General features: G+C 62.6%; 10 protein-coding genes. 3 read left to right on the forward strand and 7 right to left on the reverse strand.

What is annotated here, in order from left to right; genetic code table 11:
• Positions 1–15: 15 nt before the first annotated feature.
• The 7 genes from cmk to mtnA form a co-directional block, all read right to left on the reverse strand.
• Positions 16–705: a (d)CMP kinase gene (cmk, locus tag LUB09_RS17205; RefSeq protein ID WP_012722932.1), complete on the reverse strand. Its 690-nt coding sequence runs from the start codon at positions 703–705 to the stop codon at positions 16–18.
• Positions 702–2,912 (reverse strand): bifunctional prephenate dehydrogenase/3-phosphoshikimate 1-carboxyvinyltransferase, encoded by a 2,211-nt coding sequence (locus LUB09_RS17210; protein WP_231423191.1) that lies wholly within the window; start codon positions 2,910–2,912, stop codon positions 702–704. Before LUB09_RS17210 ends, cmk begins: the two co-directional genes overlap by 4 nt.
• A 28-nt stretch (positions 2,913–2,940) precedes the next feature.
• Positions 2,941–4,053 carry a histidinol-phosphate transaminase gene (gene hisC / locus LUB09_RS17215; RefSeq protein ID WP_231423145.1) on the reverse strand — a complete coding sequence of 371 codons (1,113 nt, stop codon included), beginning with the start codon at positions 4,051–4,053 and terminating at the stop codon, positions 2,941–2,943.
• Between the two features lie 9 nt (positions 4,054–4,062).
• Positions 4,063–5,157, reverse strand: a complete 1,095-nt coding sequence (pheA, locus tag LUB09_RS17220) for a prephenate dehydratase (protein WP_057009614.1) — start codon at positions 5,155–5,157, stop codon at positions 4,063–4,065.
• Positions 5,157–6,242: a 3-phosphoserine/phosphohydroxythreonine transaminase gene (gene serC / locus LUB09_RS17225; protein WP_209980367.1), complete on the reverse strand. Its 1,086-nt coding sequence runs from the start codon at positions 6,240–6,242 to the stop codon at positions 5,157–5,159. The genes pheA and serC overlap by 1 nt, the downstream gene beginning before the upstream one ends.
• A 245-nt stretch (positions 6,243–6,487) precedes the next feature.
• On the reverse strand, positions 6,488–9,142 hold the full coding sequence (gyrA, locus tag LUB09_RS17230; RefSeq protein ID WP_209980365.1) for a DNA gyrase subunit A: 2,655 nt from the start codon (positions 9,140–9,142) through the stop codon (positions 6,488–6,490).
• 425 nt (positions 9,143–9,567) lie between these two features.
• The gene (gene mtnA / locus LUB09_RS17235) at positions 9,568–10,638 is read right to left on the reverse strand and encodes an S-methyl-5-thioribose-1-phosphate isomerase (protein ID WP_231423147.1); all 1,071 of its coding nucleotides are present in this window, start codon (positions 10,636–10,638) and stop codon (positions 9,568–9,570) included.
• A gap of 110 nt (positions 10,639–10,748) precedes the next feature.
• Here mtnA and LUB09_RS17240 point away from each other — a divergent pair, with 110 nt between their 5' ends.
• The 3 genes from LUB09_RS17240 (at position 10,749) to mupP (ending at position 13,517) form a co-directional block, all read left to right on the forward strand.
• Positions 10,749–12,080, forward strand: coding sequence for a TRZ/ATZ family hydrolase (locus LUB09_RS17240; protein ID WP_231423148.1), 1,332 nt, complete (start codon positions 10,749–10,751; stop codon positions 12,078–12,080).
• A 62-nt stretch (positions 12,081–12,142) separates the two neighbouring features.
• On the forward strand, positions 12,143–12,841 hold the full coding sequence (ubiG, locus tag LUB09_RS17245) for a bifunctional 2-polyprenyl-6-hydroxyphenol methylase/3-demethylubiquinol 3-O-methyltransferase UbiG (RefSeq protein WP_057009609.1): 699 nt from the start codon (positions 12,143–12,145) through the stop codon (positions 12,839–12,841).
• Between the two features lie 4 nt (positions 12,842–12,845).
• Positions 12,846–13,517, forward strand: a complete 672-nt coding sequence (gene mupP / locus LUB09_RS17250; protein ID WP_209980359.1) for an N-acetylmuramic acid 6-phosphate phosphatase MupP — start codon at positions 12,846–12,848, stop codon at positions 13,515–13,517.
• Positions 13,518–13,542 lie beyond the last annotated feature (25 nt).

Consider the following 13,542-nt stretch of genomic DNA (forward strand, 5'->3'; position numbering starts at 1 on the left):
CTGCAGCCTTCTTGGTCACCCGGCGATATCGCGAATGGCGATCTCACTCATGATGCGTTCCAGCACCTGCTCGATGGAAAGCTCCGTGGAATCCAGCTGTATGGCGTCAGCCGCCGGCTTGAGCGGGGCTACCGCACGCTGGGTATCACGCTCATCGCGTGCACGGATCTCATCTAGCAGACTCGACAGACTAACACCATCGACTTTGCCCTTCAACTGCAAGTAACGGCGGCGCGCACGCTCCTCGGCACTGGCAGTCAGGAAAATCTTCAGCGGCGCCTCAGGAAACACCACGGTGCCCATGTCGCGGCCATCCGCCACCAGGCCTGGCGGCTCCTGGAATGCACGCTGACGCTGCAGCAACGCATCACGCACCGCCGGCAGCGCGGCGACCTGGGACGCCCATGAGCCAACCTGCTCGTTACGCAGGTCATCGGTCACATCATCACCTTCAAGGATGATGCGCTGCGGATGCCCTTCGGTCGCGCCGACGAACTGCACGTCAAGATGTGCCGCCAGCAGTTTCAGGGATTCTTCGTTGGTAAGGTCGACGCCATGGTTGCGTGCGGCAAACGCCAGCAGGCGATACAGCGCGCCGGAGTCCAGCAGGCACCAGCCCAGGCGCTTGGCCAGGATGCCGGCGATAGTGCCTTTGCCCGAGCCGCTTGGCCCGTCGATGGTAATCACCGGTGCTTTGATATTCACAATTGAGCCTCTTGGGCAACACGCATGCCGACGTGGGCACACAGGGTAAGAAAATTCGGAAAAGACGTCGCTACATTGGCACAGTCATGGATACGAATCGGCGCCGCCGCTCGCAGGCCAGCCACGCTGAAGGCCATGGCAATCCGGTGGTCTGCATGGGCCTGCACTTCGCCGCCGCTTAACGGGCCGCCGTCGATGATAATCCCATCGGCGGTAGGTTCACACTTCACCCCGAGCATCAGCAGACCATCGGCCATAACCTGAATGCGGTCGGATTCCTTCACGCGCAGCTCCTGAGCACCGCGCAGCACCGTTCTACCTTCAGCGCAGGCTGCCGCGACAAACAACACCGGAAACTCATCAATCGCCAACGGAACCAGCGCCTCGGGAATTTCGATCCCCTTCAATGCAGCCGAACGCACGCGCAGATCCGCGACAGGCTCACCGCCCACCTCACGCTGGTTTTCCAGGCTGATATCAGCGCCCATCAATCGAAGGATATCAATCACGCCGGTGCGCGTCGGGTTAATGCCGACATGCTCCAGCAGCAGCTCGGCCCCGTCGGCAAGCGAAGCTGCCACCAGGAAAAACGCCGCCGAGGAGATATCCCCGGGCACATCTATAGGCGCTGCGCTGAGCACATGGCCCGACTCCACCGAAGCGATCGCGCCCTCCACCACCACCGGGCAACCAAACCCGCGCAACAGGCGCTCGGTATGATCACGGGTCGGCGCAGGCTCGGTCACAGCGGTCTTGCCTTCGGCGTACAACCCCGCCAGCAGCAGACTGGATTTGACCTGGGCACTGGCCATCGGCAGCGTGTAATTCAACCCTTTCAACGACTGACCACCACGAATACTCAACGGCGGACGCCCTTCAGGCCCCGTCTCGATCACCGCGCCCATTTCCCGCAGCGGCTGGACCACACGATTCATCGGGCGCCGGGACAGCGAGGCGTCGCCGGTCAATACGCTGTCAAAGCGCTGCGCCGCGAGCAACCCGGCAAGCAGGCGCATCGAGGTGCCGGAGTTGCCGAGGTAGATCGGCCCCGGTGGCGCCTTCAGCCCCTGCAGACCGACGCCATGGATCGTTACGCGCCCATGGTGCGGACCTTCGATCACGACGCCCATGTCACGAAACGCCTGCAAGGTCGCCAGGGCATCCTCGCCCTCCAGGAAACCTTCAACTTCGGTGACCCCCTCGGCCAACGAGCCCAGCATGATCGAGCGATGGGAGATCGACTTGTCGCCCGGCACACGGATGCGCCCACTCAAGCGACCACCCGGGCTGGCCACGAAGACCACCTCATCAGCGCTCACAGCGGTTTCCATATAGGCCCGGCGTGCCAGGATCTTGCTGAAGTGCTCACGCGCCACCCGAGCACGCGTGAACACGCCCAGTAACTGATGACCATCTCCGGCATCGACCGAGTCGCGCAAGGCGTCGAGGTCGCTGCGGAAGGTATCCAGGGTGCGCAACACCGCTTCGCGATTGGCGAGAAAGATGTCGTGCCACATCACCGGGTCGCTGCCGGCAATCCGCGTGAAATCACGGAAGCCGCCAGCGGCGTAGCGGAAGATCTCCAGGTTTTCGTTGCGTTTGGCCAGCGAATCCACCAGACCAAACGCCAGCAGATGCGGCAGGTGGCTGGTCGCCGCCAGCACTTCGTCGTGACGCTCGACCTGCATATGCTCGACATCCGCCCCCAGCTCGCGCCACAGACGATCAACCACGGCCAGCGCCGCCGGATCGGTTTGCACCAACGGCGTCAGAATCACTTTGTGCCGACGAAACAACTGCGCATTCGAGGCTTCCACCCCGCTCTGCTCGGAGCCGGCAATCGGGTGGCCCGGCACAAAGCGCGCCGGCATGCCGCCAAACGCCTGTTGCGCCGCGCGCACCACATTGCCTTTGGCACTGCCGACGTCGGTGAGAATCGCCTGGCCCAGGTCCATGCCGGCCAATACCCCAAGCAGCTTTTCCATCGCGAGGATCGGCACCGCCAGCTGGATCACATCCGCGCCCTGGCAAGCCAGGGCCAGGTCCGCTTCACAGCGGTCGACCACGCCCAGCTCAACCGCCAGCGTGCGCGATTGCGGGTCCAGGTCCACACCGACCACTTCGCCGCACAGCCCGCTTTCACGCAGGCCTTTGGCGAAGGAACCACCGATCAACCCCAGGCCGACCACCACCAGGCGACCGATCATAGGCACAGCAGGTTGCAATGCAGTGACATCAACCACGAGCGAGAACCTTGGCCAGTGCCTCAAGGAAGCGGCTGTTCTCGGCCGGCAGGCCTATGGTGATACGCAGGTGGTTCGGCATGCCGTAGTTGGCCACCGGGCGCACGATCACGCCTTCGCGCAGCAGGCCCTGGAATACCGGAGCGGCCAACTGGCCGAGGTCGACGCAGATGAAATTGCCCTTGGACGGAATCCAGCCCAGGCCCAATTCACGGAAACCTTGCTGCAGTTGCAGCATGCCGCGTTCATTGATGCGACGGCCTTCCTCCAGGTACTCGGTGTCCTTAACCGCCGCGCAGGCTGCCGCGAGGGCCAGGCTGTTGACGTTGAAGGGCTGACGCACGCGGTTCAGCACATCCGCAACCACCGCCGTCGACAGGCCGTAGCCAACGCGCAACGACGCCAGGCCATAGGCCTTGGAGAAGGTGCGCGACACCAGCAGGTTCGGGTAGGTCGCCAGAAAGTCGAGGCCGTTTGGCAACTCGCCGCCTTCGGCGTACTCGATATAGGCTTCGTCGAGCACGACCAGCACGTGCTCGGGCACGTCTCGCAGGAAGTCATTCAACGCCTGGGCATCAAACCAGGTGCCGGTGGGGTTGTTCGGGTTGGCGATAAACACCACGCGCGTCTGCGCGTCGATGGCCGCGAGCATTGCCGGCAGGTCATGCCCCCAATCCCTGGCCGGAATTATCCGCGCATCGGCGCCAACGGCCTGGGTCACGATGGGGTAGACCGCAAACGCATGCTCGCTGAACACCGCATTCAGGCCGGGCGCCAGGTAGGCACGACCGACCAGCTCAAGAATGTCGTTGGAGCCGTTGCCCAGGGTCACCTGGTTAAGTTCCACAGCGCAGTTTTGCGCCAGCAGCGACTTCAGCGCAAAGCCGTTGCCATCCGGATAACGGGTCAACTCGGCCAGCTCTTCACGAATCGCCGCCAGCACCTTGGGGCTCGGGCCCAGCGGGTTTTCGTTACTCGCCAGTTTGACGATCTTCGAAGGGTCCAGGTTCAACTCACGCGCCAGTTCGTCCACAGGCTTGCCCGGCACGTACGGCGAGAGTTGTTGCACGCCCGGCTGCGCCAGGGCGAGGAAGTTGCCACTCATGTCAAAGCCTCACAAAACCGCTTTCGGGTAAGAGCCGAGCACCTTGAGTGCCACGGCCTCCTGACTGATCTTCTCGAGCACGCCCTTGACCAGCGGGTCGCGGTGGTGGCCGATGAAGTCGATAAAGAACACATAGGTCCATTTACCGCTGCGCGAAGGACGCGTCTCGATGCGCGTCAGGTCAATCCCGTTGTCGTGGAACGGCACCAGCAGTTCATGCAGGGCGCCTGGCTTGTTGCTCATGGACACGATGATCGAAGTCTTGTCGTCGCCGGTCGGCGGCACTTCCTGACTGCCGATCATCAGGAACCGCGTGGAGTTGTCCGGGCGGTCCTCGATCTTTTCGGCCAGGCGCGTCAGCCCGTAAAGGCCCGCAGCCATGTCACCGGCAATCGCCGCCGAATTCCACTCACCCTTGACCCGCTTGGCAGCCTCGGCGTTGCTCGACACTGCCACGCGCTCGACATTCGGGTAATGGGCATCCAGCCACTTGCGGCACTGGGCCAGGGACTGAGCGTGAGAGTAGATACGGCTGATGCTGTCGGTCTTGGTGTTTTCGCCCACCAGCAGGTGATGGTGAATGCGCAGCTCGACTTCGCCGCAGATCACCATGTCGTGCTCGAGGAAGCTGTCGAGGGTGTGATTGACCGCGCCTTCAGTGGAGTTTTCCACCGGCACCACGCCAAAATTCACCGCACCGGCCGCCACTTCACGGAACACTTCATCGATGGCCGCCATAGGCTTGCTGATCACGGCGTGGCCGAAATGCTTCATGGCCGCCGCCTGGGTGAACGTGCCTTCAGGGCCGAGGTAAGCCACTTTCAGCGGCTGCTCGAGGGCCAGGCACGAGGACATGATTTCGCGGAACAACCGCGCCATCTCTTCGTTGCCCAATGGGCCCCTATTGCGCTCCATCACACGCTTGAGCACCGCCGCTTCACGCTCGGGCCGATAGAACACCGGCACCTCGCCTTCGGCCAGTTCAGCCATCTTCACCCGCGCCACTTCCTGGGCGCAGCGCGCACGCTCACTGATCAGTTCCAGGACTTTCTCGTCCAGGCTATCGATGCGGACCCGCAGGGCCTTGAGTTCTTGCTCAGACATTAGCCGTGTTCCTTTTCGAACTCTGCCATGTAGGCAACCAGCGCGTTGATCGCGTGGATGTCCACAGCGTTGTAGATGGAGGCGCGCATGCCACCCACCGAGCGGTGGCCCTTGAGATTCAGCAGGCCGCGCGCGTCGGCACCGGCCAGGAATGGTTTGTCCAGGCGGTCGTCAGCCAGGCGGAACGGTACGTTCATCCACGAGCGGTTGCCGAGGTTGATCGGGTTGCTGTAGAGGCCGCTGGCGTCGATGAAGTCGTACAGGACGCGCTTCTTCTCTTCGTTGAGCTTGCCCATGGCAGCGACACCGCCCTGCTCTTTCAGCCACTCGAACACCAGGCCCGAGAGGTACCAGGCGAATGCCGGCGGGGTGTTGTACATCGAGCCGTTGTCGGCTGCGACCTTGTAGTTGAGCATCGTCGGGCACACCGCACGGGCGCGGCCCAGCAGGTCTTCACGGATGATGTTGACCAGGATGCCGCTCGGGCCGATGTTCTTCTGTGCACCGGCGTAGATCATGCCGTAGCGCGACACATCGATCGGGCGCGAAAGAATGTCCGAGGACATGTCACACACCAGCGGGACGTCGCCCACTTCAGGCACCCAGTCGAATTGCAGGCCACCGATGGTTTCGTTCGCCACGTAGTGCACGTAGGCCGCATCCTTCGTCAGCTTCCATTCGTTCTGACCGGGAATGGCGAAGTAGTCGTAGGGCTTGGCGGTGCCTGCCACATTGACGTTGCCGTAACGGGAGGCCTCCTCAATCGCCTTCTGCCCCCAGATGCCGGTGTCGATGTAGTCGGCCGTGCCGCCTTCGGGCAGCAGGTTCAGCGGGATCTGGGCGAACTGCTGACTGGCACCGCCTTGCAGGAACAGCACCTTGTAGTTTGAAGGGATGCCCAGCAGGTCGCGCAGGTCCTGCTCGGCCTTGGTGGCGATGGAGACGAACTCATCGCTGCGATGGCTCATCTCCATCACGGAGAGGCCTTTTCCATGCCAGTCGAGGAGTTCACCCTGCGCGCGCTGCAGGACTGCTTCAGGAAGCGCCGCGGGACCGGCACAGAAGTTATAGGCTCTCTTGCTCACATCCAATCTCACTCTGATCTGGTGGGGCTGCAATCATGTTCGGCAACAACCTTTCGCTGGAGCGAACCCTGGTGGGAGCAGGCTTGCCTGCGATACAGGCACTGCGGTGGTTCCAGTGATACCGCGGTGATGCTATCGCAGGCAAGCCAGCTCCCACAGGGATCGGTGCCAGACCAAGGATAGGTATTTCAAAGGGGACACAAACAACAAGGGGGCGAATCTTCATCCGCCCCCTGTGTGTCCGCTTATTCCTGCGGTTCTTCTTCGTCTGCGGCAGCATCGAGGGTTGGCTCGTCGATGTTGTCATCGCCGGTTGCGATCACCTCACCGTCAAATTCTTCGCCTTCCAGCTCTTCACCTTCAATTTCCGAAGGCTCCTGCACACGCTCAAGGCCTACCAGCTTCTCGTCCTTGGCCAGCTTGATCAGGGTCACGCCCTGAGTGTTACGGCCCAGGCTCGAGACTTCGGCCACACGGGTACGCACCAGCGTGCCCTGATCGGAAATCAGCATGATTTCCTCGCCGTCGAGCACCTGCACCGCGCCGACCAGACGGCCGTTGCGGTCGTTGCTGACCATGGCGATCACGCCCTGGCCGCCACGCTTGTACTCGGGGAACTCGCTGATGGCTGTGCGCTTGCCGTAACCACGCGCCGAAGCGGTGAGGATCTGGCTGCCTTCTTCCGGGATCAGCATCGAAATCAGCTTCTGCCCTTCCGGCAGACGCATGCCGCGTACACCACGGGCCGTACGGCCCATGGCACGCACGTCGGATTCCTTGAAGCGCGTGACCTTGCCGCCATCGGAGAACAGCATCACTTCACGCGCGCCATCGGTAATGGCGGCCGAGATCAATACGTCACCTTCATCCAGCTCCAGGGCGATCAGACCCACGCTGCGCTGACGGCTGAAGGATTCCAGCGGGGTCTTCTTGACGGTGCCTTTGGCAGTCGCCATGAAGATGAAGTGACCTTCGGTGTACTCGTCGACCGGCAGCATGGTGGTGATGTATTCATCACTGTCCAGGGGCAGCAGGTTGACCAGCGGACGACCACGGGCGGCGCGGGACGCCTCGGGGATTTCGTAGGTTTTGAGCCAGTACACCTTGCCCTTGCTGGAGAACAGCAGCAGCGTGGTGTGACTGTTGGCGACCAGCAGGTGAGCGATGTAGTCCTCATCCTTCACGCCGGTAGCCGATTTGCCTTTACCGCCACGACGCTGGGCCTGGTATGCCGCCAGCGGCTGGGTCTTGGCATAGCCGCCGTGGGAGATGGTCACCACGCGGTCTTCTTCCGGAATCATGTCGCCCAGGGTCAGGTCGAGGCGGGCATCGAGGATTTCGGTGCGGCGCACGTCACCGTATTCGGCGCGGATCACTTCCAGCTCTTCGCGGATCACTTCCATCAGGCGCACGGCGCTGTTGAGGATGCGGATCAGCTCGCCGATCTGGTTGAGAATCTCCTGGTACTCGGCCAGCAGTTTCTCGTGCTCCAGACCGGTCAGACGGTGCAGACGCAGCTCCAGGATGGCCTGGGCCTGTTCCGGCGACAGGAAGTACTTGCCATCACGCAGACCGTATTGCGGATCCAGGGTCTCCGGACGACAGGAGTCGGCACCGGCGCGCTCAACCATTGCCACAACGGCGCTGGATTCCCACGGCATCTTGATCAGCGCTTCCTTGGCTTCCGACGGCGTCGGCGAAGCCTTGATCAGCGCGATGACCGGGTCGATGTTCGACAGCGCAACCGCCTGGCCTTCCAGGATGTGGCCGCGCTCGCGGGCCTTGCGCAGTTCGAACACGGTACGGCGGGTGACCACTTCGCGACGGTGACGCACGAAGGCTTCCAACAAATCCTTGAGGTTCAGGATGCGTGGGCGGCCGTCGATCAGTGCAACCACGTTGATACCAAACACGCTTTGCAGCTGGGTCTGGGCGTAGAGGTTGTTGAGGATCACCTCAGGCACTTCGCCACGACGCAGCTCGATCACCACGCGCATACCGTCTTTGTCGGACTCGTCGCGCAGCTCGGTGATGCCTTCCAGTTTCTTCTCTTTAACCAGCTCGGCGATCTTCTCGATCAGACGCGCCTTGTTGAGCTGGTACGGCAGTTCGGTGATAACGATCTGCTGGCGGCCACCGACCTTGTCGATGTCTTCGATGATCGAGCGGGCGCGCATGTAAATGCGGCCGCGACCGGTGCGATAGGCTTCGATGATGCCGGCACGACCGTTGATGATCGCGGCGGTCGGGAAGTCCGGACCGGGAATGTATTGCATCAGCTCATCGACGGTCAGCTCGGGGTTGTCGATGAGGGCCAGGCAACCGTCGATGACTTCACCGAGGTTGTGCGGCGGAATGTTGGTGGCCATGCCCACGGCAATACCGCTGGAACCGTTGACCAGCAGGTTGGGAATACGGGTCGGCATGACGGCCGGGATCATTTCGGTGCCGTCGTAGTTCGGCACCCAGTCCACGGTTTCCTTGTGCAGGTCGGCCAGCAACTCGTGCGCCAGCTTGGTCATGCGCACTTCGGTGTATCGCATGGCCGCGGCGTTGTCGCCGTCGACCGAACCGAAGTTGCCCTGGCCGTCTACCAGCAGGTAGCGCAGGGAAAATGGCTGGGCCATCCGAACAATGGTGTCGTACACCGCAGTGTCGCCGTGCGGGTGATACTTACCGATCACGTCACCGACAACACGGGCAGATTTCTTGTACGGCTTGTTCCAGTCGTTACCCAGCTCGCTCATCGCGAACAGCACACGCCGGTGCACGGGCTTCAAGCCATCGCGCGCATCAGGCAGTGCCCGACCCACGATTACGCTCATTGCGTAGTCAAGGTAGGACTGTTTCAGCTCGTCTTCGATATTGACCGGGAGGATTTCTTTGGCCAGTTCGCCCATGAGAAGCCTGATTCCTTTTTCGGGTGAAACCTCGTCACATCCATTCGGGATGAACGAAGCTCGCCGCTGCCGGCAGGGTGCCTGACAACGACTTACGACAAATCAACGAGTTATGACACGGATCTGCACGTTACAGGCAACCCCTTTGGGTGGCCCTGGAAACCGCTGGATGTTATCACAATCGCCGCCACGCACCTATCCCCCTCATGCGCATGGAGGCCAGTAATTTGACCGGTGACAGGCTTGAGGGGGACGAGAGGGGCTCAGAGGTGGGGTGGTGGTGTTTTTTGAGGGTGAATCCGGGAGTTTTATTGACTTTGAGGGCCAATCGGGGGCAAGCCCCCTCCCACACTTGAAGGGTGAACACAGTCAAACATGTGGCAGGGGGCTTGCCCCCGATAGCAATGACACAGACACCGCAGCCTTTAATGCAATCGCTTGCGGCACATCAACCTGGCCAGCTTGGCGGTATCCGGCCGCTCCACAACACCTTTTTCAGTGACGATCACATCAATCAGGTCAGCCGGCGTCACGTCGAACGCCGGATTCAACGCCGGCACCTCCAGGCGCTGGCCGCCAATGTCCAGCAACTCCTCGACATCGCGCTCTTCCAGCGTCACCTCCTCACCGGTGGCCATCATCAAGTCGACCGTCGAACTCGGCGCCACCACCATAAAGCGCACGCCATGGTGCATGGCGCACACGGCCAACTGGTAGGTGCCAATGGTGCTGATCACATCACCATTGGCCGCAATGCAGTCGGCGCCGACGACCACCCAGGTCACGCCCTTGGTCTTGAGGATATGTGCGCCGGCAGAGTCGGTATTCACCGTGACCGGGACCCCGTCGCCCGCCAGCTCCCAGGCGGTCAGTCGCGAGCCTTGCAGCCAGGGGCGGGTCTCGTTGGCATAAACCTGCTCGACCAGGCCCTCCAAAAAGGCCGCGCGAATCACACCGAGTGCCGTGCCGACGCCGCCCGTCGCCAGGGCGCCAGCGTTGCCATGGGTGAGGATCGCCTGGACATTGCCCTGATGCTTGCGAATCCGCTCCATGCCCAATTGGGCCATGACAACATTGGCTTCGCGGTCGCTCTCATGGATCGTGATCGCTTCGGCTTCCAGCGCTGCCAGGGGGTCGGCGTGCTTTTTGAGGCGGTCCAGGCGGTCGCGCATGCGCTTGAGTGCCCAGAACAGGTTGGCGGCGGTCGGACGGGTATCGGCCAGCAGCGCGTAGTCTTCCTCCCACGCCGCCTGCCAGTCATCGCCTTCGGTGATACGCGCACGGGCGGCCAGCACCAGACCGTAGGCGGCGCTGATGCCGATGGCCGATGCCCCGCGCACCACCCTCGCGCGAATGGCCGTGGCCACTTCCTCCGCTGTCGAGCAAGCCACCCAGCTCTGGCGGGCCGGCAAGGTACGCTGATCGAGCAGGTACAGTGCGCCATCCCGCCACTCGATGGCCTTCACTTTCTCCGCAGCCAACAGTCGGTCGCGCATCCCTAACCCCGCACTCATGAACAAAAGCCGCCGATTATAGCGATCCGCCAGCCAGGACGCTCGGGTATACTTCGCCCTTCTTTTTATAGCTGCCAGGGAAGAAGCCTGCGATGACCGCCACTGCCGCCCCGCTCGACTTATTGCTGCTGCCGACCTGGCTGGTACCTGTCGAACCCGCCGGTGTGGTGCTCAAGGAGCATGCGCTGGGCATTCGCGATGGCTGCATTGCGTTTATCGGGCCACGGGCGGCCGCGTTGAAGCTGGCGGCCAACGAAGTGCGCGAGCTGCCGGGCATGCTGCTCAGTCCCGGCCTGATCAACGCCCACGGGCACGCGGCGATGAGCCTGTTTCGCGGCCTGGCCGACGACCTGCCGCTGATGACCTGGCTGGAAAAACACATCTGGCCCGCCGAGGCCGAGTGGGTCGATGAAGCCTTCGTACGCGACGGCACCGATCTGGCGATCGCCGAGCAGCTCATGGGCGGCATCACCTGCTTTGCCGACATGTACTTCCACCCCAAGGTCGCCAGCGATTGCGTACACAACAGTGGCATGCGCGCGCAAATCGCGATCCCGATCCTCGACTTCCCGATCCCCGGCGCCAGCAGCGCCGACGAGGCGATCCGCCAGGGCATCGAACTGTTCGGCGACCTCAAGCACCACCCACGCATCAAGATCGCCTTCGGCCCCCACGCCCCCTACACGGTGTGCGACGCCAACCTGGAAAAGGTCCGGGTCATCGCCGAAGAGCTCGACGCCGTCATCCAGATGCACGTGCACGAAACCGCCTTCGAGGTGCAGCAGGCCGTCGAACAGACCGGCGAGCGGCCATTGGCGCGCCTGGGCCGTCTCGGTTTGCTTGGTCCGCGCTTCCAGGCCGTGCACATGACGCAGATCAGCGAGGACGACCTGGCCTTGCTGGTCGAGAGCAACACCAGCCTCATCCATTGCCCCGAATCCAACCTGAAACTGGCCAGCGGCTTTTGCCCGGTGGAGCGCCTGTGGCAGGCCGGGGTCAATGTGGCCATCGGCACCGACGGCGCGGCCAGCAACAATGACCTGGACCTCCTCGGCGAAACCCGCACCGCCGCGCTGCTGGCCAAAGCCGTGGCCGGCTCGGCCACCGCGCTGGACGCCCACCGCGCCTTGCGCATGGCTACCCTCAACGGCGCGCGGGCCATGGGCCTGGAAAGCCAGATCGGCTCACTGGAAGTGGGCAAGGCCGCCGACATGGTCGCCTTCGATCTTTCAGGCCTGGCGCAACAACCGATCTTTGACCCGGTCTCACAACTTATCTATGCCACCGGGCGCGAGTGCGTGAAACACCTGTGGGTCGCCGGCAAGCAGTTGCTCGACGACCGGCAACTGACCCGCATGGATGAACAACAGTTGACCGCCAAGGCCATCGCCTGGGGCCAACGCATCAGCGGGCATAACGAATAACGAAGGGGCTGGGCCGTACGTCCAGCACCGACCAACCGATTATCAGATTCAGAGGATTGACCATGAGCAACGTCGACCACGCCGAAATCGCCAAATTCGAAGCCCTGGCCCATCGCTGGTGGGACCGCGAAAGCGAATTCAAACCCCTGCACGACATCAACCCGCTACGGGTCAACTGGATTGATGAACGCGTCAACCTGGCCGGCAAGAAGGTGCTGGACGTGGGCTGCGGCGGCGGCATTCTCAGTGAAGCCATGGCCCTGCGCGGCGCCACCGTGACCGGCATCGACATGGGCGAAGCGCCGCTGGCCGTGGCCCAGCTGCACCAGCTGGAGTCGGGCGTCAGCGTCGAATACCGCCAGATCACCGCCGAAGCATTGGCCGAAGAGATGCCCGAGCAATTCGACGTGGTCACCTGCCTTGAGATGCTGGAGCACGTGCCGGACCCGTCGTCGGTGATCCGCGCCTGTTTCCGCATGGTCAAGCCCGGCGGCCAGGTGTTCTTCTCCACCATCAACCGCAACCCCAAGGCTTACCTGTTCGCGATCATCGGCGCCGAATACATCATGAAGCTGCTGCCGCGCGGCACCCATGACTTCAAGAAATTCATCCGCCCGAGCGAACTGGGCGCCTGGAGCCGTCAGGCCGGCCTGACCGTCAAGGACATCATCGGCCTGACCTACAACCCGCTGACCAAGCACTACAAGCTGGCCAACGACGTTGACGTCAACTACATGATCCAGACCCTGCGCGAGGAGTGAGCCTGTGAAGCTGCGAGCGGTTCTCTTCGATATGGACGGTACCCTGCTGGACACCGCGCCGGACTTTATCGCCATCTGCCAGGCCATGCGCGCCGACCGCGGCCTGGCGCCGATCAACCCCGAGCATGTGCGTGATGAAATCTCCGGCGGCGCACGGGCGATGGTCGCGGTGACCTTCTCGATGGACCCGGAATCTCCAGGCTTTGAAGACCTGCGCCAGGAATTCCTCGAGCGCTACCTCAAGGGCTGCGCCATCCACAGCACGTTGTTCGACGGCATGGAGCAGCTGCTGCAGGACATCGAGAAGTCCAAACTGATCTGGGGCGTGGTCACCAACAAGCCGCTGCGCTTCGCCGAGCCGATCATGCAGCAACTGGGCCTGGCCGAGCGCTCGGCCTTGCTGATCTGCCCGGACCACGTGAAAAACAGCAAACCGGACCCGGAGCCGCTGATCCTGGCGTGCAAAATGCTCAACCTCGACCCGGCCAGCGTGCTGTTCGTGGGCGATGACCTGCGCGATATCGAATCCGGCCGTGATGCCGGCACGCGTACCGCTGCGGTCACGTACGGCTACATCCACCCGGACGACAACCCGCGTCACTGGGGCGCCGATGTGGTGGTGGACCACCCGCTGGAACTGCGCAAGGTGCTGGATAACGCACTGTGCAGCTGCTGAGCGTTGCAAGGTCTTGTTGCCCCAT

Origin of the sequence: Pseudomonas sp. Leaf59 (assembly GCF_920984685.1) — a bacterium.
In the GTDB taxonomy this organism is placed as follows: Bacteria; Pseudomonadota; Gammaproteobacteria; order Pseudomonadales; family Pseudomonadaceae; genus Aquipseudomonas.